The sequence below is a fragment of the Nonomuraea sp. NPDC003727 genome, from assembly GCF_053586935.1.
Map to the genome: position 1 here is coordinate 36,272 of NZ_JBSFNE010000018.1, position 23,236 is coordinate 59,507.

Consider the following 23,236-nt stretch of genomic DNA (forward strand, 5'->3'; position numbering starts at 1 on the left):
GGCACCTTCACGTAGCGCCGGGGTGAGGTCAGCGCAGGCGGGCCTCGATGGCCTCGATGATCCGCGGCCGCAGTTCCGCGGCGCGGATGACGGCGTCGACGGAACCCACCTCGACCGCCCGCTGGATGTTGTGCACGCGGTCGAACTCCGCGGCCACCTCGCCGAGCTTCTCCGCGCGGACCGACGAGCGGAGCTCGTCCAGCTCCGCGGTCAACGCGGCCCGGTCGGCGCCGGCGGCGGCCGCGACGCGGGCCTCCAGGTCCCGCACGCGCGGGTCGGCCGCGGTGCGGGCGTCGACCTCGCCGGAGAACACCACTGCGGCGGCGGGGGCGCCGCCGAGCACCGAGGCGAACGAGCCTTCCAGCGCGAGCACGGTCATGTTCGGGTTCAGCGCCTTCGAGAAGACCACGAACGCGCCGCCGTGGTACCGCGAGATCACGCAGAACACGATGGGCCCGCGGAAGTTCACGATCGCGCGGCCGATCTCGGCGCCGTACTCCAGTTGCAGCTTCCGCATCGACTCCGGCGAGCCGTCGAAGCCCGACAGGTTCGCCAGCACCACCAGCGGCCGGTTGCCGCTGGCCGCGTTGATCGCCCGCGCGGCCTTCTTCGACGACCGCGGGAACAGGGTGCCCGCGGTGTAGGTGTCCGGGCCGTCGGTGGGAGGGAAGCCGCGCCGCGGTATCGCCCGCGACTCGATGCCGAGCAGGCACACCGGCATGCCGCCGAGATGGACGTCCTGCACCACCGCGGTCTCCGCGTCGGCCATGCCCGCCCAGCGTTCGAGCACCGGGTGGTCCTGGTCGGACAGCGCCCGCATCACGGTTCGGATGTCGAACGGCTTCTTGCGGTCCGGGTTGGCCTCGGCGGAGAAGATCTGACCGACCGAGGTGAAGTCACTGCCCGCCACAGCGTGCGGGAAGTCGGAGACGTCGCGGTCGACGGGGTCGGTCGTCGTCGCCCGCCGCGGCGCCTGCTCGCCAGGCGCGACGTAGGTGTGGTCGTAGTGCGACATCAGCACGTCGCGCGCGGCGGTCAGGTTCGGCGCCCAGTACTGCGCCTGCCCGTTCGGGCCCATCACCCGGTCGTAGCCGCCGATGCCGAAGTTGTCCTCGGCCGAGACGCCACCGGAGAAGTCGAGCGACTGCTTGCCGGTGAGCACCATCGCCGAGTCCGGCGTCATCACCAGGATGCCCTTGGTGTGCATGAGCATCGTCGCCTCGGCGTTCCAGTACGGCTGCGCGCCGACGTTGATGCCCGCGACCACGATGTTGATCTCGCCGCCGTCCTGGGTGAACTCGACGATCCGCTTGAGCGCCGCGGCCACCCAGTCCATGTTCTCGGTGCCCGACGCCATGGAGATGCGCGCGCCGGACGACAGCGCGTACCACTCCAGCGGCACCCGCATCCGCTCGGCCAGGTCCAGCGCGGCGATCACGCGGCGGCACTCCGGCTCCGACAGCGCGCCGAGCGACTTCGTCGGGTCGCCGAGCAGCACGACCCTGGTGAGGCCCTCGGGGTGCCGCGCGGTCGGCGTGGAGACCACGCCGGCCACGATCGCCGCGCTGTTGCGCCCCTTCGGCCGGTCGACCGGCACCAGCGCGTGGTCGTCGTCGAGGTCGTGTTCGACGAAGTCGCCGAGCAGGCCGGTCAGCTCGTACGGGTAGACCGTGTTGCGGCTGCTCGCGCGCAGGACCTTCTGCCGGTAGTCGTCGAGCGGCTCGATGGGCTCGTCCGACGGCTCGCTGATGGTCAGCTCGGTGCCGCCGGTTGCGTCGAGGGAGATGCGCACGGCGATCTTGGTCAGCTCGCCGGTCTCCTGGTCGCGCTGCCGTCCGATGAACAGGGTCTCCTCCAGCCCTGCGCCCACGGTCGTCGGCAGGACGCGCCGGGCGATCATCTCCAGCTCCGCGCGGGTGATGTTGCTGGGCGGCCAGACGTAGATCACGATCCGGTTGGTGTTGAGGCGCTTGTTCGACGGCCGCCGCGACTGGGCGCGGCGGATGGAGTCGACGCAGGCGGCGATGGTGTCCTCGGCCGTCGGCAGCGCGACCAGCCTGCCGTCGTGCTCGCGCAGCTCGGTCAGGTCACGCACCTGTGCGAACGCGACGAGGCGCTCGTCAGAACGGTTCTCCCGCGCCACGCACTGGAAGAGGTAGACCTCCTCGTCAGACGACGGCAGCCGGGTGAGGTCGAACTTGCCCAGCCGCTCCATCTGCATCCGCTGCGCGATGTACGGATGCAGACCGCGGATCAGCCGCTCCTCGGTCATGCCGGTGACCGACGGGCGGAAGGTGAAGTGGTGGTGCATCACCGCGCCGCGGCTGCCCGCGACGGTGGCGGTGAGCCTGCGGACCTGGCTCGGCATCGGGTGCGCGCTGATCACCTCGTGCAGCGCGGCCGCCATCGCGTCGGAGTCCTCGGGCTGCTCCTCCCACGCGAGATAGATGTCGGCGTCGATGGCGTCCTCGCCGCTCGCGAGCTCGGCGAGCCCGCGCAGCGCGCTGCCCAGCGCTTCGAAGCTCACCGCGGCGGATGCCACACATGAGCCCGCGCGCTCGGCGACCACGAACGTGCAGCCCGCGCCCGCGCTGGTGCGGACACCGGTGAGAGCCTTGTTGCCGTAGTAGCGCCGGGTCAGCACCTCCAGCATGATCGTGTTGTCCAGGTCGGCGCGGATGAGCCGCTGGCCGAGCAGCCGCACCAGCGGCTCGGTGCTGCGCACCATCTCGGCGATGCGCTCGGCGCGGTCCGGGGCGTCCGGGTGCGCGTCCAGGTGGCGCAGGTGCTTGCGGACACTGGCGTAGACGCGGGCGCGGTTGCGGCGCAGCAGCGGCTGGCCGAACCAGGCGAACACCACGCCGCGCGCGAGGTCGGCGACCACGGGGAAGCGGACCTGCGTCGCGGCCACCAGCCGTTCCAGCGCGAGGCCGGCGGGCTCGCGCAGCGTCTCGTCCGGCGGCGCCTCCCGCAGCCAGGCGCGCAGCAACGTCGCGACGGCCGTGGCGTCGGCGGACGCGCGTTGCAGGGCGAGGAAGATCCGGAACACCGCGGCTTCGAGCTCGGGGGACGGCTCCAGCCCGGTGACACCGTAGTGCCCGAGCGCCTTGGCGAGCTTGTCCTGGAACGCCTGCGGCAGCCCGGCCCGCTCGACGTCGAGGCTCTGCAGGTAGGTGTGGAAGTACTCGCGGGCGCTGCGCACGTGGCCGTCGCCGCCGCCGTCCTCGCTCGCCGGCCGGTTACGGCTCAGCTCGGCGAGGTCGGCGAACACCTCGATCAGCTCGAGCTCCTCGGTCAGCGGCCGGTGGCCGTCCTCGCCGGCGGCCCGCCGCGCGGCGAGGTAGTCGTCGAGCACCCGGCTTTCGTCGTGCGGGTCGACGTCGAAGCCCAGCAGCAGGCTGCGCAGGTCCTCCTGACCACGCGTGGTGCGCTCCCGCACCGGGACCTCCGCCGGCGCCGCGGGCAGGTCCAGCTCGACGGACGCGGCGGCCGAGGAGTGCTCGACCGCGGTGTCGGCGAGCGGCTCCAGCCGCAGCAGCGGTGCCCCCGTCTCCACCTTGCCGCCCACGGACACGACGCATTCCTTCAGCCGCGCCTTGAACGGCGCCCGCAGCACCGTCTCCATCTTCATGCTCTCGAGCACCATCACCGGCTCGCCCGCCTCGACCTCGGCGCCGACCTCCAGCGGCGTGGCCACGACCAGCGCGGGCGCGGGCGAGCGGACGACGCCGCCCTCGTCGCGGCTGACCCGGTGCGTCACGCCGTCCACCTCGATCACATGGATCGGCCCGTGCGTGCCGGTGAGCAGGCGGTACCGGGCGCCGTTGACGACGATCTGCCCGGTGTGCCGGTCGAAGCGGTCGAGCTCGACGTCGGCGGTACGGACGTCGTCACCCGCGTGGACGCCGACGCGGAAGCGATGCGCGCCGACCCGCGCGACCCGCACGCGGTATCCGACGCCACGCAGCTTGAGGTCCAGCGGCCGGCCGCTCTCGTGCTGCACCTGCGGGCGTCCGCCGAACGCCGTGGACAGCAGCCGCTGCCGCTCGACGCGTTCCTCCTCCTCGTACGCCTCGATGGCGGCGGCCGCCAGCGCGACGCCGGAGTGGCGGTGCGAGACGAGCCTGCCCTCGCCGCGGACACGGTCGATCCAGCCGGTGTCCGCGCTGGCGTCGATCACCTCGGGCTGGTCGAGCAGGTCGAGCACGAAGCTCTTGTTCGTCGCGCCACCCTCGATGATCACCGAGGTCTGCGCCATCGCCCGGCGCAGCCGGCCGAGCGCCTCGTCGCGATCGCGGCCGTAGGCGATGATCTTCGCGATCATCGAGTCGAAGTCGGCGGGGATGGTGTCGCCCTCGCTGACGCCGGTGTCCACGCGGATACCGGGCCCGGCGGGCAGGTCCATCCGTGCGATGCGGCCCGGAGAGGGCGCGAAGTCGCGGTCGGGGTCTTCGGCGTTCAGCCGGGCCTCGATGGCGTGGCCGCGTTCCACCGGCGGGTCGCCTTCGAGCCTGCCGCCTGAGGCCACCCGCAGCTGCGCCTTGACCAGGTCGAAGCCCGTGGTGCACTCGGTGATCGGGTGCTCGACCTGCAGGCGGGTGTTGACCTCGAGGAAGGCGAAGAGCTTGTCACCGGGGTGGTAGAGGAACTCGACGGTCGCCGCGCCGCTGTAGCCGACCGCGACGGCCAGTCGTTCGGCCGACCTCTTGAGCTCGGCCGCCTGCGCGGGGCTGAGCACCGGCGACGCCGACTCCTCGATGACCTTCTGGTTGCGCCGCTGCACCGAGCAGTCGCGCACGCCGAGCGCCCACGCGGTTCCCTGGCCGTCGGCGATCACCTGGACCTCGACGTGCCGGGCGCCGGTGACCAGCCGCTCAAGGAACACGATGCCGCTGCCGAACGCCCGCGCGGCCTCCTGGCTGGTGCGCTCGTAGGCGTCGGCGAGCTCGGCGTCGCTCGTGATCACGCGGATGCCGCGCCCGCCGCCCCCCGCGGTCGCCTTCAGCATCAGCGGATAGCCGATCTCGGCCGCCGCCGCCAAGGCGGCGTCCAGGGTCTCGACCGGCCCCCGGCTCCACGGCGCGACCGGCACGCCGACCTCCTCGGCGATCAGCTTCGCGCCGATCTTGTCGCCGAGCTTGCGCATCGCCTCCGCGCTCGGCCCGACGAACGTGACCCCGATCTCGTCGCACAGCTCCGCGAACGCCGGGTCCTCCGCGACGAAGCCCCAGCCGACCCACGCTGCGTCGGCCCCGGTCTCCACCAGCGCCCGCTCCAGCACCTTCAGGTCGAGATACGGGCGCGCGGACGCGGGTCCGAGGTCGTAGGCGATGTCGGCCTCGCGCACGAACGTGGCGGTGCGGTCGACGTCGGTGTGCAGGGCGACGGTCTCGATCCGAGTCCCGGTCTCCGCGGCGATGTCCCGTACGGCGTGGATGAGCCGCATGGCGGCCTCACCACGGTTGACGATGGCGACACGACTGAACACCCGACCGAGCCCTCCTGTAGACCAACGATGTGCGCGCCGCGACACACGGCGCCCCCCGGCATTGTTCACCCTTCCGTCTACCGGGCCGGCCGCGCTATGTCGCAGACAGCGCACGCTACCCGGCCCGAGTTGTGGGAAAGCCACCAAAACCGTCGGCCGCTCCGGCCCGACCAGGGCATGTGCGAGGGGAGTGGGCGACTCCCGTCCGTCAAGGCGCCGTCACGCCTCGCGGTCGCGACCGCCGGGCTGAGCCGGGGTGGACGAGTCACCTGACCGCGGCACGCCGGCCCACCGGCCCACCGGCCCACCGGCTCCACCGGCCCTACTGGCTACCCGGTCACCGGCTCCCGAGCTTCCGCAGTGCCTGCTCCGACGCCGAGCCCGGCTCGGCGGCGAACAGGTCCAGCCCGCAGCACGACGGCTCGTCGGGCAGCGCGATGAGCTCGCCGTGCAGGGTCAGTTCGCCCACGACCGGGTGGTGCAGCACGTACGTCCGGGACCGGACCTGCGCGACCGGGTGCTCGGCCCACATCCGCGCGAATTCCGGGCTCAGCCCCAGCATGTGGTCGATGTGCGCCGTGAGCCCGGAGTCCCCGCGATAGCGCCCGAGCAGCACGCGAAGATGCGCCACCTGGTCGCGCGCCGCCCGCTCCCAACCGGCGCGGTGCAGCTCGCGCCCGGAGGGTTCGGTGAACAGCAGGTGCGAGAGCGTGCGGCGGTCCTCAGGCAGCGCGGGGAAGTCCCCGAACACCGCCACGGCGAGCTCGTTCCAGCCGACGATCTGGGTGTGCCTGCCGACCACCAGCGCCGGCGTCATCACGAACGACTCCAGCAGGTAGCGCAACCCCGCGGGCAGAACCGGCGACTCGGTGGCCGTACACGCCAGGGGACGCCGCGCGATCCGGTGCAGGTAAGCCAGCTCGTCGGTGTCCAGGCGCAGCGCCGCACCGACGGCGTCCACGACCTCGTCCGAGACGCTGTCGCCCTTGCCCTGCTCCAGACGCGTGTAGTGGGCGATGCTCACACCCGCGAGCCGGGCCAGCTCCTCACGCCGCAGGCCCGCGACCCGGCGCGCTCCGCCGTAGTCGTGCAGCCCGACGTCCGCCGGACGCAGACGGGCACGGCGTGATTTGAGGAACTCGCTCAGCTCGGTCCGGTCGTCCACGCGACAACCCTACGTGTGAGCGTGCGGTGGGTGATCACGCCGTGAGTACGCAGGACACGGGCCTGGTCGGGTGGTCACGCCGGCTCCAGGCTGTCAGGCGAGCCCGCCACACGCGAGCGGACCGGCCTCGCCGCGCTCGCTCGCCGGCGGCTCCTCTATCGACATCCACCGAACGAACGGAGCGGAGCCGTGTCCCGAACACTCGGACTCATCGGCAGCGGAATGATCGGTTCTTCTGTTGCCCGCCTGGCCGTCGCGGCCGGCCTTGAGGTCGTCCTCAGCAATTCGCGAGGGCCCGAGACACTCGCTGATCTTGTCGCCGAGCTGGGCGAGCACGCCCGGGCGGCCACACCGGCAGAAGCCGCGCGCGCCGCCGACCTGGTGGTGGCGGCCATCCCGTTGCAGGCCTACGAACAGCTCCCCGCCGAAGCCCTGGCCGGCAAGACGGTGCTGGACACGGCGAACTACTACCCCGAGCGGGACGGCCACCTGGCCGAACTTGACGCGGGCGACCTGACCTCCAGCGCCCTGATGCAGCGCCACCTCGCGGGCTCCCAGGTGGTCAAGGCGTTCAACAACATCACCCCGCACCAGCTGGTCACCCTCGCCCGGCCCGCGGGCGCGCCGGACCGCAGCGCCCTGCCCATCGCCGGTGACGACGCGGAGGCCAAGGAAGAGGCCGCCCGGCTGCTGGACGTCCTCGGCTATGACGCGGTGGACATCGGAACGCTTGCCGCCAGCTGGCGCAGTGAACCGAACACGCCGGTGTACATCCAGCCCTATCTCGGCGAGGTGCCCGCCATGAACGTCGAGGACTTCCTCCGCTGGACTCTCCAGACTCCCGGCGTCGTCGTTCCGGCGTCACAGGTCGGCAACCTGGCCGAGACCGCGGTTCGCCAAGCGGCGGGCGAGGCCAGGCTGCCGAGCGTCGACTGACTCCGCACCCCATCGAGGCGGCGCGGAGCCGGGGTGGGGTGATCTCCCCGGCGCGCCCTTCACCCTCCGGCCGCGCCACCCCGCACGGGCGAACTCAGCAGACAGCCGTCCGCTTCGCGGACTCCGCCGCGAGCAGGGCCGCACCGAGCTGGACGGCGACCAGCGTGCGGATCGGGATCGGGGTGGCCACCGCCTCGGCCTCGGCCTCGGTGAACCATTCGTCGAAGCGCGCACCGAGACGGGCTCGCTCGGCCCGGATGGCGGGCGTGGCGTTGCCCGCGCCGAGCTCGGCGTCGAGCATGCGCAGACAGGTCCCGGCGTACCTCAGCCGCATGCTGTGCACGAGCTGCCGGTTGCCCACCACCTCGGCCACCGTGGCGGGCCGGTCGGTGCCGGGGAAGGTCTCCCATTCGCCGATGAAGTCGTCGTGGGCGGCGACGAAGTCCTCGAGGGCGTCGCGGAAGGGCGAGCGCACCCTCAGGTCGGCCCTGACGGCGGAATGGGACCGCGCCAGCTCGGCGATCAGGGCGCGCTGCCCGGCCAGGTTGGCCTGGATCGCCTCGCTGTAGGTCTGCTCGGTGGGGGTCTGGTCGGCGACGCGGGGGTCGGCCCAGTAGGGCAGTTCGGTCACCAGGTGCAGGGCGTCGAAGCGGTCGGCGTAGTCGACGCTTCCGCCGCCGATGCCGTAGGCCGCCGCGATGTGGGCGCCTCTCGGGGTCATGTAGGCGGCCGGGCCGATCGGGACGGCGCTCGGCACCTCGGGCGGGCCCATGTGCAGCGGCAGGCCCTGGGCGGTCGCGATCGCGGTCAGGCGGGCGGCGAGCGCGGGGTCGTCCTTGCTGAGGTAGTAGAACGCGCCCTGGAGTTCGCCGTTGTGCAGGGAGTAGACGAAGGCGGGCTTGACCTCGTCCATCAGCCGCATCAGCGCCTCGGTCTCAGGCAGGGTGCGGTCGAAGAAGTAGTCCTCGCCGGCCAGCGGGAAGGTCCATTCGACCTGGTCGGCTTCGGCGGGGCGGTAGAAGTGCTCGGCGTAGGCGCGGCGGTCGCTCGGCCGCGAGTACCAGCCCTCGTTGAGCCGGGCGCCGTCGGGGTCGGCGCACGGGACGAGGTGCCAGCGGTAGCCGAAGTCCTCGCGCAGCGAGGCGTCCTCGACGAGCTGGCGCAGCAGGCTGCTGACGGTGAGCGCGCCGATGGGCTCGTTGGGGTGGGGCCCGCCGATGATCACGGCGTCGTGAGGGCCGGAGCCGATGGTGGCCGCGCGCAGCGGCTCACCCAGCCGCGAGGTGCCGATGCGGCGCAGCCGTACCAGATCGGGGTGGGCGGCGGCCAGCTCGTCGAGCTCGGCATGCATCTGGTCCACGGTGGGGAACGCGGTGTAGTCGGGCACTCGGCTCATGTGGTGGGCGACGTCCATCTCCGACCTCCTGATAAACTGGATTATTCTAGTAAACCAGATTATCTTTACGGCATGCAGGAGATGTCATGCGGCTGACCAGAGCGGAAAGTAAAGCGGCCAACAAGCGCGCGCTGCTCGAGGCGGCGCGCGAGATCGTCGGCCGGGAGGGCTCCAAGGCGAAGCTCGAGGACATCGCCGAGCTGGCCGGCCTGACCACCGGCGCGGTCTACTCACTGTTCGGCGGCAAGAACGACCTGATGGTCGCCATGGTCGACGACTACACCGGGCCGCTCGACCTGCGTTCGGTCGAGGCCGCCGCGCCCGGCATGCCGCTGGAGGAGATCGTGGCCGAGGTCGCCCGCGGGTTCCTGCGCATGTCGGCCGACCCCGAGGCCACCGGCAAGCTCCTGTTCGAGACGCGGGTGCTCGACCTCGTACTCAACGATCCGGCACTGCTCGGCAAGCTCAACGCCTCGACCAGGTCGATCGAGGCCGGGCTCGCCGCGCTGTTCACCGGCAGTGCGTACGGCGGGGCGCCCGTCACGGCCGAGCAGGCGGTGCGCCTGGCCCGCGCGCTCAAGGCTCTGCTGTCCGGGCTCGGGCTGGCCGCCGTGCTCGGCACCCACGACGGCTCCGAGGAGTTCTTCGTCGCCACCGCGCAGGCGCTGATCACGCATGAGGTGCTCGGCCCGGCCTGAACCACGGCCGAGGGTTCGGGGGGAACACGCGGCCACACATCACCCCACCCGAAAGGCACGACCATGCGCAGATCCGGCTTCGGCGTCATCGGTGCGCCGGTGTTGTTCATCGGCGTTCTCCAGCTGTTGGAGATCATGCTCTCGCCCGCGCTCCCGCTCATCCAGCAAGACCTGTCGGCCCCGCCCGGCGCGCTCGCGTGGATCTTCACCGGCTCGCTGATCAGTTCGGCGATCAGCACCCCGATCGTCGGCCGCCTGGCCGACATGTACGACAAACGCCTGCTGCTGCTCGTGGTGATGGCGATCAGCAGTGCCGGAGTGCTCATCGCCGGCCTGGCGCCCAACGTCACCGTGCTGATCGTGGGCATGGCGGTGGAGGGCGTCTGGCTGGGCGTGCTGCCCCTGACCGTGGGGCTGTTCCGCGACACCCTCGAGCCCGAGCGGGGCGCCACCGGCAACGGCCTGGTCATCGGCGTGTCCGCCCTGGCCGGAACGCTCGGTCTCATCCTCGCGGGGCCGATCACCGCGGCGCTCGGCTACCGGTCGCTGTTCTTCCTGACTCTGGCCGGTGCGCTGGTGGCCGGGCTCTGGGCCTGGCGCGTGGTGCCCGCGACGTCCCGCGCGGCCTCCGGGCGGGTCGACTGGGCCGGCGGGCTGCTGCTCGCCGGCGGGCTCGCCGTGCTGATGCTGGGCCTGACCGCCGCCTCCAGCTGGGGCTGGACGGCTCCCGCCACCCTTGCCCTGTTCGCGGCCGCGGCGCTGACGCTGGGCCTGTGGGCGGTCGTCGAGCTGCGCACCCGAGACCCGCTCGTGGACCTGCGGCTGCTGGCCGGGCGCTCTCCCGCCGGAGTGACCGCGATGGGGTTCGTGTTCGGCTTCGCCTCCTTCGGGCTCGTGGTCGCCCTGCCGATGATGCTGTCGCTGCCCGTCGAGACCGGGTACGGCCTGGGCGCCGACACGCTGTGGATCGGGATCTACATGGTCCCGCTGGGCGTCGCGGGCACCCTGATCGCGCCGCTGGTCGGGCCGATGACCAGGCTGCTCGGGCGGCGCACCGTGCTGGTGCTCGGCAGCGCGCTCGTCTCGGCCGGCACCGCCGTGCTGGCCTTCTGGCACTCCTCCCCGTGGCAGATCGTGGCCGGGGTGACGATCACGGGACTGGGCCTGTCCATCGGCCTCACCGCCGGGCTCAACGCCGTGGCCGCCGACGTGCCCGCCGACCGCGCGGCCGGCGTCAGCGGCGTGGTCTTCTTCGTCAAGAGCATCGGCGGCACCTTCGGAGCGATGCTCGGCGGCATGGTGCTGGCGGCCGGCACGGTGGCGGGAGTGCCCACCGAGAGCAGCTTCGTCGAGACCTTCCTGCTGTCGGCGGTGCTCGCCCTGCTTGCCGTCGGCGCCGCCCTGGTGATCCCCGCCGTTGGACGGCAGGCCGAAGGCGGGGGCGAAGCTTCGGCCCCGACGACAAAGCCCGCCGTACACCCGAGTGAAAGCCTGTGACGATGGCAAAGGTTTACATCTCCATCGACATGGAGGGCGTGACGGGCATCGCCACCATGGACCAGGTGGTCCGCGGCGGTCACGGCTACCCCCGGTCGCAACGGCTCATGACCGCCGAGGCCAACGCCGCCATCGAGGGGGCGTTCGCGGCCGGGGCCGAGAGCGTCCTGGTCAACGACAGCCACGGCACCATGGACAACCTCCTGCACGACGAACTCGACCCGCGGGCCCGGCTGATCTTCGGCTCGCCCAAGCTGGACTGCATGGCCGAGGGCATCTCGGCCGAGCACGACGTGGCGATGTTCCTCGGCTACCACGCCGCCGCCGGTTCGCCCGGCGTGCTCGCGCACACCTTCTCCTCGCACTTCCTCGGGGTACGCCTCAACGGCAGGCCCGTCTCCGAGGCGGAGGTCAACGCGCTGCAGGCGGCCGCGGTCGGCGTCCCGGTGGGATTGCTCACCGGTGACGACGTCATCTGCGGCGTCGCGGAGAAGGCGTTCCCCGGCGTGCGTACGGTCGCCGTCAAGGTCGCGCACGGGCACACCGCCGCGGACAGCCTCTCACCCGCCGAGGCCAGGCGGCAGATCCGGGAGGCGGCGGCGGAGGCCGTACGGGGGGCCGGGGAACTGGCGCCGCTCCAGCTGCCGGAGGTGCTCGAGCTCGAGATCGACATGCCCAGCGCGCCCGCGGCCGAGCTGGGGGCGCTGGTCCCGGGCGTGCGCCGGGTCGCCGACAAGACGCTGGCCGCCACCTTCGGCACGCCCACGGAGGTGCTGGGCTGCGTGACGGTCTGCTACCACCTCGCCGCCGACGCCATGATCAGCCGGATGGCCCTGTACGGCCGCCGCTAGCCCGGCCGCCGGTCCGCCGCCGGCGGGATGAGCCGCGCGGAGTGACAGGGGGTGACCTGCTCGCCCCCTGTCACCGGCACGCCGGACACCGCCCGCCACCCCGACGTGCTGGCCGCCCGGCGTCGGGAACGCGCCCGTATCCGCGGTGACGAACAACGACGTCGGGGCCGACCGTCCGCCCGAGCGGCCTGATCACTCAAGCCGGTTGGTCACCGCACTGGCCGACACGATGAGTAATGCTATAGTCACATCCAGCTATGGAGGTGGTCATGGCCGTGCCGCGTCACGTGGCCTGTGTGATGGACGGGAACGGCCGTTGGGCCGCGCAGCGGTCGCTGCCGCGCACCGCGGGCCACGAGGCCGCCGAGGCCGCGGTGATGGACGTCATCGAGGCGGCGCGCTCCTCCGGGGTCACCTGGCTGAGCCTGTACGCCTTCTCCACGGAGAACTGGCGGCGGCCGTCCGGCGAGGTCGACATCCTCATGCGGCTCGTCCGACGGGCCATTCGCAAACACGCGCCGGTGCTGCACGCGCGGGGTGTCCGCTGCAGATTCCTCGGCATGAGCGATCCGCGCATCCCGGCACCGCTGGTCCAGGACATCACCGACCTGATGACGCTCACCCGCGACAACAAGCGCATGACGCTGACCGTCGCCTTCGACCACGGCGGGCGCCGCGACATCGTGGAGGCCGCGCGGTCGCTGATCCGTTCCGCGACGCCGGCCGACCAGGTCACCGAGGCCAGCTTCGCCGAGCACCTGCCGTACTCCGACACCCCCGACGTCGACCTGGTCATCCGCACCTCCGGCGAGCAGCGCATCTCCAACTTCATGCTCTGGCAGGTGGCCTACGCCGAGTGGGTCTTCCCCCAGGTGCTCTGGCCCGACTTCCGCGCGACCCACTTCTGGGAATGCCTTGGCGCCTACTTCCGGCGCCAGCGCCGGTTCGGCGACGTACGCCAGCCCACCATCGTGACAGGAGAGGACCCTCGATGAGCCAGACCACCCCGGAGGATAACGTCGACGTCTTCGGGCCCGACTCCATCCTGCGTCGCCTGGTCAATGAGGCGCGCTGGGGTCTCGCGGTGACCAGGGCCACCCTGCTGGAAGCCGCCTACCCGCCGATCGGCGCGGCCCTGATGGAGAACTCCACGTTCCTGACGCACCCGTGGCGACGCCTGCGCAACACCACGATGAGCTCGCGGCGCATCCTCGACCCCGACCCGCGCGTACGCGACCGCGAAGCGGCCCGGCTCAACCGCCTCCACGCCCGCATGTCCGGCACCGACGCGCAGGGCCGCCCCTACGACGCGACCGACCCCGAGGCGCGCGCCTGGGTGGTGGCGACCCTGTTCGAGTCGACGGTGACGATGTGCCGGCTGAGTGGCGAGGCGCTCGACGCCGAGACGATGCGACGGCTCTACGACGAACACCGCACGTTCCTGGCCCTGATCGACGGCACCAGCGACCATCTCCCCGCGACGCTGCCGGAGTTCTGGTCCTACTACGACGACGTCATCGCCCACCGCCTGGAGAACAACGAGGCGGTGGGCGTCATCCTCTACCGGCTCTTCGCCAACGTGCCCGCACCTCCGGTGCTGCGCGGCCATCCCGCGGTGTGGACCGCGGGCCGGGCCGTGGCAAGCCCGGTGGTCACCGCGATCACCATCGCCTCGCTCCCCGAAGCCTTCAGCCGGCGCGTCGCCCTGCCCGATCTGCCGGGAGCCAGGACGCTCATGCAGGCCGCGTATCTGAGCGCCGCACTCGCCACGCGCTACCTGCCGGAAAGCTGGACGCGGGTGGAGTTCTTCATGGGTCTGCTGGACCCCTCCCACGAGGGCGCCGGCCCATGGGAGGCCGTACGCCGCCAGGCCGGCAAGGCCGCGGCCCTGGCACGTCTCCTCACCCCCGCCTCCGACGAGGACGACCAGGTGGTCCGATCGGCCGACCGGTTCTTCGCCGAGGTCCTCGACCAGACCGGCGACGGCTACCTGCGCTGGCCCGATCTGGCCGCCATGGCCAGAGAGATCGCCACGCGGCTCGACCTGGGCGAGCAGGAGGAGGAGCGGCTGTTCCAGGCGTACGCCGCCTGGTGGCGCGAGCTGCAGACCGCTCTCGACAGCGACGGCGACGGACGCGTCACCCGCCGCGAATACGCCGCCGCGGCCGCCTGCCTGCCCGGCTCCGGGCTCATCAGGATCGCCGACGTGCTGTTCGACGCCACCGACGTCGACGACGACGAGAAGATCGACGCCGAGGAATACCGCAACCTGTTCCGTACGGCCTTCCACCGCGACCTGACCGACAGCGGCGGCAGCTACTCACGCAGCGCCTTCGTCAGGCACTTCGTCTCCTTCATGTCCGGGCAACAGCACTCGAACGCCTACGCCTCGCTCCTTTCCCAGGGGTGACCGTACGGGGTCGGCCGGAACGACAGGTGGTTGACATACCGCCCGACCTGCGCGAACAGCCCGGCGCCGGTGGACCTGCACGTGTCCTGACCTGCCAGGGCGTTACGGCACCACGAGGTTGATGGCCACACCGACGGGGACGGACCAGACGGCACCGGCAAGGATGTAGCCCCACTGCCGGCGGCGTTCGGCCTTGATGGACTTCCTGGTCTCACCGAGCAGAATCTGCCGGATCTTCTCGGCTTGCTCGGCATCGGCTTCGAGTAGCCGCTGCTGCTCCTCGGCCTGCCGCACCGGCAGGTCGCGGGCCTCCTGCTGCGCCTGTACGTCGCGGCGCAGTTCGTCCATCACGGTGGCGGCTGTCGCCGGTGCCGCGGTCAGGTGCCGCGCGCCGGCATGTCGGCGATTCCCCTTGTCTCCTCCCGCCTGACGTGCGATGTGTTCGCCCAGCAGAGCAAGGGCTCGCCGCCGTGTTCGCGCATGCCTGCCGGCAGCCGGTCCCGCGCTCGGGGTTGTGGTGAATGGCAGGGCCGAGCCCCTCGGCCACGGCGCGCTGCGAGGTGGCGGAACCCACCGGTCGGCCGGATTGCCTGATGCAGGACTAACTTGGACAATTCATTATCTTGTGTGATTCGTGTTTATGGCAGTAGGTTGGGCGCTATGTCCGCATCCCAGACTCCGACCACCGCCGAGGAGCTGCGCGGTGCCGGCCTGCGGGTGACGGCCGCTCGCGTCGCGCTGCTCGAGACCGTCAGGAACGGTGACCACCTCGACGTCGAGGCTGTCGCCTCCGGGGTGCGCGAGCGCGTCGGCCACATCTCACTCCAAGCCGTGTACGAGGCCCTCCACGCGCTGACCGCGGCGGGGCTCGTGCGCCGCATCGAACCGCCCGGCAGCCCGGCCCTGTTCGAGGGACGCGTCGGGGACAACCATCACCATCTCGTGTGCCGGTCGTGCGGTGCCGTCGCCGACGTCGACTGCGCGGTCGGTCACGCCCCCTGCCTGACCGCCTCCCAGGACCACGGTTTCGCGATCGACGAGGCCGAGGTCATCTACTGGGGCCTGTGCCCCGACTGTTCCACCGCCCGCAGTGCCTCAGCACAGTGATCTGAATAGTCCGGAAGGATTCCCATGTCTGAGAACCACGACGCCATCGTCACAGACGCGAAGACCGAGGGTGAAGGTGGCTGCCCGGTCGCGCACGGGCGCGCCCCGCACCCGACTCAGGGTGGCGGGAACCGCCAGTGGTGGCCGGAGCGGCTCAACCTGAAGATCCTCGCCAAGAACCCCGCTGTGGCGAACCCCCTTGGCGACGGGTTCGACTACGCCGAGGCGTTCAAGAGCCTCGACCTTCCTGCCGTCAAGCGGGACATCGCGGAGGTGCTGACGACCTCGCAGGACTGGTGGCCGGCCGACTTCGGCCACTACGGCCCGTTCATCATCCGGATGGCCTGGCACAGCGCGGGCACCTACCGGATCAGCGACGGCCGTGGCGGCGCGGGGGCCGGCCAGCAGCGCTTCGCCCCGCTCAACAGCTGGCCGGACAACGGCAACCTCGACAAGGCCCGCCGCCTGCTGTGGCCGGTCAAGAAGAAGTACGGCAAGAAGCTCTCGTGGGCCGACCTCATGATCCTCGCCGGTAACGTCGCCCTGGAGACCATGGGCTTCGAGACCTTCGGCTTCGCCGGCGGTCGTGCCGACGTGTGGGAGCCCGACGAGGACGTCTACTGGGGTCCCGAGACCACCTGGCTCGGCGACCAGCGCTACAGCGGCGACCGCGAGCTGGAGAACCCGCTCGGCGCGGTCCAGATGGGCCTCATCTACGTCAACCCGGAGGGGCCGAACGGCAACCCGGACCCGCTCGCCGCGGCCCGCGACATCCGTGAGACCTTCCGCCGGATGGCGATGAACGACGAGGAGACGGTCGCCCTCATCGCGGGCGGTCACACCTTCGGCAAGACCCACGGCGCGGGCCCGTCGGACCACGTCGGCCCCGACCCCGAGGCCGCCCCGATCGAGGAGCAGGGCTTCGGCTGGAGGAGCACCTTCGGCACCGGCAAGGGTGGCGACACGATCACCAGCGGTCTCGAGGGCATCTGGACCAACACCCCGGTGACGTGGGACAACAGCTTCTTCGAGATCCTGTTCGGCTACGAGTGGGAGCTGTTCAAGAGCCCCGCCGGCGCCCACCAGTGGCGGCCGAAGGACGGCGCAGGGGCGGGTACGGTCCCCGACGCCCACGACCCGTCGAAGAGCCACGCCCCGACGATGCTCACGACCGACCTCTCGCTGCGCGTGGACCCGATCTACGAGCAGATCTCGCGACGCTTCCTGGAGAACCCGGACGAGTTCGCGGACGCCTTCGCTCGTGCGTGGTTCAAGCTGACCCACCGCGACATGGGCCCGGTCGCGCGCTACCTCGGCCCGGAGGTCCCGTCCGAGACGCTGCTGTGGCAGGACCCCCTTCCCGCGGTGACGCACGAGCTCGTCGACGCCGAGGACATCGCCGCTCTCAAGGGCCGGATCCTCGCCTCGGGCCTGTCGGTGCCGCAGCTGGTGTCCACCGCGTGGGCGTCGGCAGCGTCCTTCCGCGGCAGCGACAAGCGCGGCGGCGCCAACGGCGCGCGCGTCCGCCTCGAGCCGCAGAGCGGGTGGGAGGTCAACGACCCCGACCAGCTGGCGACGGTGCTGCGCACCCTGGAGGGCATCCAGCAGGACTTCAACGCCGCCCAGACCGGCGGCAAGCGGGTCTCTCTCGCCGACGTGATCGTGCTCGCCGGTGGCGCGGCCGTCGAGCAGGCCGCCAAGCAGGCCGGCTTCGACGTCGCGGTCCCCTTCACGCCGGGCCGCGTCGACGCCGCGCAGGAGCAGACCGACGTGGAGTCGTTCGCCGCGCTCGAGCCGACCGCCGACGGCTTCCGCAACTACCTCGAGAAGGGCAACCGGCTCCCGGCCGAGTACCTGCTGATCGACCGGGCGAACCTGCTGACCCTCAGCGCCCCGGAGATGACGGTCCTCGTCGGCGGCCTGCGCGTCCTGGGCGCGACCCACCAGCAGTCGCCGGTGGGTGTCCTCACCTCGACCCCCGGGTCGCTGACCAACGACTTCTTCGTCAACCTGCTCGACCTGGGCACGACGTGGAAGGCGACCTCCGAGGACGCGAACACCTTCGAGGCTCGCGACTCGGCCACGGGCGAGGTCAAGTGGACCGGCAGCCGTGTCGACCTGGTCTTCGGGTCGAACTCCGAGCTGCGGGCGCTCGCGGAGGTCTACGCGAGCGATGACGCGAAGGAGAAGTTCGTGAACGACTTCGTCGCGGCGTGGGACAAGGTGATGAACCTCGACCGGTTCGACCTGGTCTGATCGTGACGTCCAGGCCGGCCGGCGCCGGCCGGCCTGGACGCCTCGCGACACCGGGCCGGCGACGGCTGCCGGCGGCCCGACTGGTCAGCGGCCGGGACGGTAACGCTTGGCCGCCCTGGCGTGCGCCTCGTTCAGCAGCGTGTACGCCTGCCCGCCGGTCGCCTCGCCGGGGTTGAGGACGCAGATCCATCCCTGGACGGCGTACAGCGGGTGCGGGATGATCCGGTCGGTCACCGTGTAGTCGACGCCGGCGTGGTGGTCGGCGTGGGCCGCGGGCGGGTAGCCGATCAGCTCCTCGAAGGCGGCCCGGCCGACGGCGATGTTCAGCCGGAACACGCCGGGCCGGTCGAGGCCGGAGGCGCTGTCCCAGCCGGGGTAGTCCTTGACGACGACCGTCGCGTACGGCAGGCGTCCGTCGGTGGGCATCGTCCCCTCGGGGGCGTAGAAGAAGAAGGTGTCCCCCCATGCCGCCTCGGGGGTGCCGTTGTCCTCGCCGGCGGTGATGGCGACGGTGGCGGGCAGGCCGCTGACGAAGTCGATGATGTCGTTCTCGGTCACGCTCGGACGGGTCCTTTCGGAGTCGGGTTCCCTCCCTTCAAGTGTTTCATTGAAGTCCTTTTTGGGACTTTTCGTGCTTTCTGCTGGGACTCCGGCCGGAAAACCCTCAACCGGCTGTCAGCCGAGCGCGCGGTCGAGGTTGAAGGCGGCGCTGATCAGCGCCAGATGGGTGAACGCCTGCGGGAAGTTGCCGAGCTGCTCGCCGGTGTGCCCGATCTGCTCGGCGAACAGGCCGACATGGTTGGCGTAGGTGAGCATCTTCTCGAAGGCCAGCCGGGCCTCGTCCAGACGTCCGGCGCGGGCGAGCGCCTCGACGTACCAGAACGAGCAGATCGAGAACGTGCCTTCCATGCCCTGCAGGCCGTCCGGGCTGGCCTGCGGGTCGTAGCGGTAGACCAGCGAGTCGGACACCAGATGGTTGCCGAGAGCGGTGAGGGTGGACATCCACTTCGGGTCGGTGGGCGCCGAGAACTTGGCCAGCGGCATCATCAGCACCGAGGCGTCGAGGACGTCGCCGTCGAGATACTGGGCGAAGGCCTCCAGGTCGCCCGACCAGCCGCGGCGCATGATCTGCCGGTAGATCGTGTCGCGGGTCCGCTGCCAGCGGGCCAGATCGGCGGGCAGCCCGCGGTGGTTGGCCAGGCGGATGGCGCGCTCGATGGCCACCCAGCACATCAGCCGCGAGTACAGGAAGTTCTTGCGGCCGCCGCGGGTCTCCCACACGCCCTCGTCGGGCTGGTCCCAGTTGTCGCACACCCAGTCGACCAGGGTGCCGACGTAGTCCCAGTCGTCGCTGGAGATTGGTTTGCCCCACTTGTCGTAGAGGTAGATGGCGTCGACGAGCGCGCCGTAGATGTCGAGCTGCAACTGGTCGACGGCGGCGTTCCCGACCCGGACCGGCCACGATCCCTGGTAGCCCTCGAAGTTGTCGAGCAGGCGTTCCGGCAGGTCGCCGCGCCCGTCGATGCCGTACATGATCTGCAAGGGACCGGGCGTGCCGGGCGTGCAGGTGCACACGCTGGTCGTCAGGAAGCGCATGAACGCCGCGGCCTCCCCGGTGAAGCCGAGCCTGAGCAGCGCGTAGACGCAGAACGCGGCGTCGCGCACCCACACGTAGCGGTAGTCCCAGTTGCGCTCGCCGCCGATCGACTCCGGCAGGCTGGTGGTCGGCGCGGCCACGATGCCGCCGGTCGGGGCGTACGTGAGCAGCTTCAGCACCAGCGCCGACCGGTGCACCATCTCGCGCCAGCGGCCGCGGTAGCGCGAGGTGGACAGCCAGCGCCGCCAGAAGGCGACGGTGGCGGTGAACTGCTCCTCGGCCTCGGTGGTCGCGCACGAGCGCGGCGCGACTCCGTCGCCGACCCGGTCGAGGGCGAAGACGGCGTGCTCACCCTCCTGGAGTTTGAACTCCGACCACACGTCCGTGCCGTCGGCTTCCATCGGCACGGTGGCGGTCAGCGCCAGCGACAGGGAAGGCGTCTCGAAGACGGCCTGGCCGTGCGCCAGGCGGAGGGTGTGCTGCTCGCTTCCGTAGCCGAACCGCGGCGCTATCCGCGCCCGGAAGGGGAGCGCGCCCCGCACGCAGGTCACCCGGCGGATGAGCCGGTGGCGGTCGTGCTCGAGCGCCTCGTCGGCGACGGGCATGAAGTCCTGGATCTCGCCGACGCCGTCGTTGGCGTAGAAGCGGGTGATCAGGACGTTGGTGTCGGGGAAGTAGAACTGCTTGGTCCTGGCCGGCACGTCGGCGGCCAGTTCGAACGAGCCGCCCCGCTCGCTGTCGAGGAGCGAGGCGAACACGCTGGGGGAGTCGAACCGGGGACAGCAGTACCAGTCGATCGTGCCGTTCGTGCCGACCAGCGCGGTCGTGCGCAGGTCGCCGATCAGGCCGTGGTCGGCTATCGGCAGGTATCGGGAGTTCTCGCCGGGGATCGCAGTGGCCACCGGGGCCTCCTCGCGGTTTCGAGTGGTCCGACGGTCAAAGCCTAGGAAAGCGGGTCGCCGGGCCGGGTCTGCGTCACGTCAAGGACTCGGCAGGGTTTGGCCTCGCCGCGACCACCACCGCGACTTAGAGCGGGCGACGGCCGGGAAAGCCCAGTTCGGTGCGGTGGTACCAGGACAGCTCGCGTTCGCCCTCGATCCAGCACAACCGCACCGATCGCCCGTCCAGCACCGACGGGAAGTCCACCAGGATCGGCGCGATGCCCTTCACCTCGACCCCCTGCTGCGTCCAGCCGGTGAGGATCTCCTCGATACGGGCCTCGATGCCCTTCAGCTCGGCGAGCCCGCCCAGCGGCGAGGCGCCGTGCCGCTCGCGGTCGTGGGCGATCTCGGCCAGGTCGGCGCGGGCGGCGACCAGCTCTCGGGCCTCCTCGATGATCACGGGCAGCAGCGCGCGGGCCTCGTCGAGGGTGAAGGTCCTGTCCATGACGGCACGCTACCGGCTCGGGCCGGAGGCGCGGATCCGCGGCCCGCCCGTGTTGCCGTGACGAGGGATCCACGGTAGCGTCGCGCTTCGAATGATCTCAACATCTGAATGTTCATGACATTTGAAAAGAGGGACTCCGTGACCCGGGGGATCGACTTCACCCGTCCTGAGCCGCTGCCCGACCCGGGCCTCCGGCAGGTGCCCGCGCTCCCGACGACCGTCTGACACGCGATGGCCCACGCAGGAAGCCGGGACGCGGCGCTGAGGTGCGCGTTCTGCGGCAAGCCCCAGAAGCAGGTCAAGAAGCTCATCGCGGGTCCGGGCCGCATCTGCATCTGCGACGAGTGCGTCGAGGTGTGCACCGAGCTCGTCGACGACGACCTCGACCCCGCCGGCGCGCCGCCCAGGCCGCCGAAGCCGCGGGAGATCCACGCCTTCCTCGACCAGTACGTCATCGGGCAGGACCGGGCCAAGCGCACGCTAGCCGTGGCCGTGTACAACCACTACAAGCGTGTCAACACGCGATCACGCCAGGGCGGGCGCGACGGGCGGGTCGAGCTCGGCAAGTCCAACATCCTGCTGATCGGCCCCACGGGCTGCGGCAAGACCCATCTCGTCCATACGCTGGCCCGCATGCTCGACGTACCCTTCGCGACGGCCGACGCCACCGCGCTCACCGAGGCCGGGTACGTCGGGGAGGACGTCGAGACCATCCTGGCCAAGCTGCTCCACGCGGCCGGCAACGACGTGCGCAAGGCCGAGCGCGGCATCGTCTACATCGACGAGATCGACAAGATCACGCGCAGGAGCGAGCACGCGTCGCTCACCCGGGACGTCTCCGGCGAGGGTGTCCAGCAGGCACTGCTGAAGATCCTCGAAGGGACCGTCGTCAGTGTGCCCCCGCTGACCGGCCGCAAGCACCCGCAGGAGGAGTACGTCCGGATGGACACCACCGACGTGCTGTTCGTCGCCGGCGGCGCCTTCTCCGGGCTCGAACCGATCATCGACCAGCGGGCGGGGCGCGGGGCCGCCGGGTTCGGCGCCACGGTCCGCGGGGAGACGGAGCCCGACCCGTTCGTCGAGGTCATGCCGCAGGACCTGCGGCGGTTCGGGCTGATCCCCGAGTTCGTCGGCCGCCTGCCGGTCGTGGCCACCTTCCAGCCACTGGACGGTGCGGCGGTGACGCGGATCCTCACCGAGCCGCGCAACGCGCTGATCAGGCAGTACCAGCGGCTGTTCGAGATGGACGGCGTGGCCCTGGACTTCGCCGACGGCGCCGTCGAGGCGATCGCCGAGCTGGCGCTGCTGCGCCGTACCGGGGCCAGGGCGGCGCGCGCGATCCTCGAGGAGGTGCTGCTCGGCGTCATGTACGAGATCCCGGGCCGGGATGACGTGGCGCGCGTGGTGATCGGGCGCGACACGGTGCTCCGCAACGCCGGCCCGACCCTGGTGCCGCGCTCCGACGACGGGCGCCGCCACCGACGGTCGGCCTAGCGGTGGCCATGCTCGCGCCGCGCACCATCGAGGTCGCCGACGGTCGGGCCTGAGGGCTCGCGCCGTGCCGCCGGGGTCGCCGACGGCCGGTCTAAGGGGTCGCGCCGCGGACCGCCCAGGCCCGGACGGGCAGCGTGATCGACCCGTCGGCCGCCACCGGGAGCCGCTCGCGCAGCCGGTCCCGCAGGGCCGTCCGGTGCGCCTCGGACAGGGACGCGGCGTACGCCGGCGCCGGGCCCTGAGCGCCGAGGAACGGCCGCCAGTAGTCGTCGAAGTCCGGGAACACCGCGGCCACCTCGATCGGCTCGACCAGCACGTCGCTCAGCCCGGCGCCGGCCCACAACGCGCGCAACGGCTCCGGCCGGCAGAGCGGGAACCGGGTACCTTCGTCCAGCGCCTCCGCGTCCGGATCGAGTTCGGTGGCGGCCGCCCAGAAGGTCCGGATGATCGCCATCCGGCCGGAGTAGTCCCAGACGTACGCCGCGACCGTCCCGCCCGGTGCGGTCACCCGGGCCAGCTCGGCCACGGCCGCCGGCGCGTCCGGCACGAAGTTCAGCACCAGCCCGCTGACCGCGACGTCGAACCGCCCGTCCTCGAACGGCAGCGCCCCCGCCTCGGCGGCCGCGAACCGGACCAGCGGATCGGCGACCAGCTCCCGCGCGTGCCTGACGAATCCGTGCGACGGATCGACCCCGACCACCTCGGCCGGCGCGGCGGCGCCCGGCACCGCGGCGGCCAGCGCGCCGGTGCCGCAGCCGACGTCCAGCCAGCGCCGGCCGGCCGGTACGGCGAGCCACGAGACGAACGCCGCGGCCACCGTCCGGCTCCACCGGCCCATGTAGCGCTCGTACGCCTCGCCGACCTGCCAGATCCTCCTCCCGCCCATGGTGTGACGCTACGCCGGCGGGCCGGGCGCCGGCTCGCCGGGCGCCATGCCGCGGCCCTCCGCCCGTTG

At 71.5% G+C, this 23,236-nt stretch carries 17 protein-coding genes; 9 read left to right on the forward strand and 8 right to left on the reverse strand.

Features of this window, described 5'->3' with window-relative positions; translation table 11 throughout:
- Window positions 1-28: 28 nt before the first annotated feature.
- Both ACWDLG_RS35635 and ACWDLG_RS35640 read right to left on the reverse strand, forming a co-directional pair.
- Window positions 29-5,488 carry an ATP-binding protein gene (locus ACWDLG_RS35635; protein WP_449928586.1) on the reverse strand — a complete coding sequence of 1,820 codons (5,460 nt, stop codon included), beginning with the start codon at window positions 5,486-5,488 and terminating at the stop codon, window positions 29-31.
- Window positions 5,489-5,825: 337 nt separating this feature from the next.
- Window positions 5,826-6,653: a helix-turn-helix domain-containing protein gene (locus ACWDLG_RS35640; RefSeq protein WP_449928588.1), complete on the reverse strand. Its 828-nt coding sequence runs from the start codon at window positions 6,651-6,653 to the stop codon at window positions 5,826-5,828.
- Between the two features lie 189 nt (window positions 6,654-6,842).
- On the opposite strand from ACWDLG_RS35640, the gene ACWDLG_RS35645 reads away from it, so the two are divergent.
- Window positions 6,843-7,589, forward strand: coding sequence for an NADPH-dependent F420 reductase (locus tag ACWDLG_RS35645; protein ID WP_449928590.1), 747 nt, complete (start codon window positions 6,843-6,845; stop codon window positions 7,587-7,589).
- Window positions 7,590-7,683: 94 nt separating this feature from the next.
- Here the strand turns inward: ACWDLG_RS35645 and ACWDLG_RS35650 are convergent, their stop codons facing one another.
- Window positions 7,684-9,003 carry a M14 family zinc carboxypeptidase gene (locus ACWDLG_RS35650; RefSeq protein WP_449928592.1) on the reverse strand — a complete coding sequence of 440 codons (1,320 nt, stop codon included), beginning with the start codon at window positions 9,001-9,003 and terminating at the stop codon, window positions 7,684-7,686.
- A gap of 68 nt (window positions 9,004-9,071) precedes the next feature.
- Between ACWDLG_RS35650 and ACWDLG_RS35655 the strand changes: the two genes are divergently transcribed.
- The 5 genes from ACWDLG_RS35655 (at window position 9,072) to ACWDLG_RS35675 (ending at window position 14,441) form a co-directional block, all read left to right on the forward strand.
- Window positions 9,072-9,683, forward strand: coding sequence for a TetR/AcrR family transcriptional regulator (locus ACWDLG_RS35655; RefSeq protein WP_449928594.1), 612 nt, complete (start codon window positions 9,072-9,074; stop codon window positions 9,681-9,683).
- 63 nt (window positions 9,684-9,746) lie between these two features.
- A complete protein-coding gene (locus tag ACWDLG_RS35660) occupies window positions 9,747-11,180 on the forward strand; it encodes an MFS transporter (protein ID WP_449928596.1) in 1,434 nt (477 codons plus the stop codon).
- Between the two features lie 2 nt (window positions 11,181-11,182).
- Window positions 11,183-12,031 carry a M55 family metallopeptidase gene (locus ACWDLG_RS35665; RefSeq protein WP_449928598.1) on the forward strand — a complete coding sequence of 283 codons (849 nt, stop codon included), beginning with the start codon at window positions 11,183-11,185 and terminating at the stop codon, window positions 12,029-12,031.
- A gap of 269 nt (window positions 12,032-12,300) precedes the next feature.
- Window positions 12,301-13,026: a polyprenyl diphosphate synthase gene (gene uppS, locus ACWDLG_RS35670; protein WP_449928600.1), complete on the forward strand. Its 726-nt coding sequence runs from the start codon at window positions 12,301-12,303 to the stop codon at window positions 13,024-13,026.
- Complete coding sequence (locus ACWDLG_RS35675; protein ID WP_449928602.1) at window positions 13,023-14,441, forward strand: oxygenase MpaB family protein; 1,419 nt, start codon at window positions 13,023-13,025, stop codon at window positions 14,439-14,441. Before uppS ends, ACWDLG_RS35675 begins: the two co-directional genes overlap by 4 nt.
- A 102-nt stretch (window positions 14,442-14,543) precedes the next feature.
- On the opposite strand, the gene ACWDLG_RS35680 is transcribed toward ACWDLG_RS35675, so the two are convergent.
- Window positions 14,544-14,792 carry a hypothetical protein gene (locus tag ACWDLG_RS35680; RefSeq protein ID WP_449928604.1) on the reverse strand — a complete coding sequence of 83 codons (249 nt, stop codon included), beginning with the start codon at window positions 14,790-14,792 and terminating at the stop codon, window positions 14,544-14,546.
- A 309-nt stretch (window positions 14,793-15,101) separates the two neighbouring features.
- Here ACWDLG_RS35680 and ACWDLG_RS35685 point away from each other — a divergent pair, with 309 nt between their 5' ends.
- Together ACWDLG_RS35685 and katG are read left to right on the forward strand one after the other, a co-directional pair.
- A complete protein-coding gene (locus ACWDLG_RS35685; RefSeq protein WP_354918169.1) occupies window positions 15,102-15,548 on the forward strand; it encodes a Fur family transcriptional regulator in 447 nt (148 codons plus the stop codon).
- A 24-nt stretch (window positions 15,549-15,572) separates the two neighbouring features.
- A complete protein-coding gene (gene katG / locus ACWDLG_RS35690; RefSeq protein WP_449928606.1) occupies window positions 15,573-17,804 on the forward strand; it encodes a catalase/peroxidase HPI in 2,232 nt (743 codons plus the stop codon).
- An 84-nt stretch (window positions 17,805-17,888) separates the two neighbouring features.
- Here the strand turns inward: katG and ACWDLG_RS35695 are convergent, their stop codons facing one another.
- From ACWDLG_RS35695 to ACWDLG_RS35705, 3 genes are all read right to left on the reverse strand, one after another.
- On the reverse strand, window positions 17,889-18,362 hold the full coding sequence (locus ACWDLG_RS35695; protein ID WP_449928608.1) for a DUF6194 family protein: 474 nt from the start codon (window positions 18,360-18,362) through the stop codon (window positions 17,889-17,891).
- Window positions 18,363-18,479: 117 nt separating this feature from the next.
- Complete coding sequence (locus ACWDLG_RS35700) at window positions 18,480-20,303, reverse strand: glycoside hydrolase family 15 protein (protein ID WP_449928610.1); 1,824 nt, start codon at window positions 20,301-20,303, stop codon at window positions 18,480-18,482.
- A 124-nt stretch (window positions 20,304-20,427) separates the two neighbouring features.
- Window positions 20,428-20,787, reverse strand: a complete 360-nt coding sequence (locus ACWDLG_RS35705; RefSeq protein ID WP_449928612.1) for a DUF2203 family protein — start codon at window positions 20,785-20,787, stop codon at window positions 20,428-20,430.
- A gap of 231 nt (window positions 20,788-21,018) precedes the next feature.
- Between ACWDLG_RS35705 and clpX the strand changes: the two genes are divergently transcribed.
- Window positions 21,019-22,281 carry an ATP-dependent Clp protease ATP-binding subunit ClpX gene (gene clpX / locus ACWDLG_RS35710; RefSeq protein WP_449928614.1) on the forward strand — a complete coding sequence of 421 codons (1,263 nt, stop codon included), beginning with the start codon at window positions 21,019-21,021 and terminating at the stop codon, window positions 22,279-22,281.
- 91 nt (window positions 22,282-22,372) lie between these two features.
- Here the strand turns inward: clpX and ACWDLG_RS35715 are convergent, their stop codons facing one another.
- Window positions 22,373-23,167, reverse strand: coding sequence for a class I SAM-dependent methyltransferase (locus ACWDLG_RS35715; protein WP_449928616.1), 795 nt, complete (start codon window positions 23,165-23,167; stop codon window positions 22,373-22,375).
- Between the last annotated feature and the right edge of the window lie 69 nt (window positions 23,168-23,236).

What these genes read in the sequence shown, in the direction of transcription:
- ACWDLG_RS35655 (WP_449928594.1), top strand. Translation starts at nt 9,072, where the DNA reads ATGCGGCTGACCAGAGCGGAAAGTAAAGCGGCCAACAAGCGCGCGCTG.
- uppS (WP_449928600.1), top strand. Translation starts at nt 12,301, where the DNA reads ATGGCCGTGCCGCGTCACGTGGCCTGTGTGATGGACGGGAACGGCCGT.
- clpX (WP_449928614.1), top strand. Translation starts at nt 21,019, where the DNA reads ATGGCCCACGCAGGAAGCCGGGACGCGGCGCTGAGGTGCGCGTTCTGC.
- ACWDLG_RS35685 (WP_354918169.1), top strand. Translation starts at nt 15,102, where the DNA reads ATGTCCGCATCCCAGACTCCGACCACCGCCGAGGAGCTGCGCGGTGCC.
- katG (WP_449928606.1), top strand. Translation starts at nt 15,573, where the DNA reads ATGTCTGAGAACCACGACGCCATCGTCACAGACGCGAAGACCGAGGGT.
- ACWDLG_RS35675 (WP_449928602.1), top strand. Translation starts at nt 13,023, where the DNA reads ATGAGCCAGACCACCCCGGAGGATAACGTCGACGTCTTCGGGCCCGAC.
- ACWDLG_RS35660 (WP_449928596.1), top strand. Translation starts at nt 9,747, where the DNA reads ATGCGCAGATCCGGCTTCGGCGTCATCGGTGCGCCGGTGTTGTTCATC.
- ACWDLG_RS35665 (WP_449928598.1), top strand. Translation starts at nt 11,183, where the DNA reads ATGGCAAAGGTTTACATCTCCATCGACATGGAGGGCGTGACGGGCATC.
- ACWDLG_RS35650 (WP_449928592.1), bottom strand. Translation starts at nt 9,003, where the DNA reads ATGGACGTCGCCCACCACATGAGCCGAGTGCCCGACTACACCGCGTTC.
- ACWDLG_RS35705 (WP_449928612.1), bottom strand. Translation starts at nt 20,787, where the DNA reads ATGGACAGGACCTTCACCCTCGACGAGGCCCGCGCGCTGCTGCCCGTG.
- ACWDLG_RS35715 (WP_449928616.1), bottom strand. Translation starts at nt 23,167, where the DNA reads ATGGGCGGGAGGAGGATCTGGCAGGTCGGCGAGGCGTACGAGCGCTAC.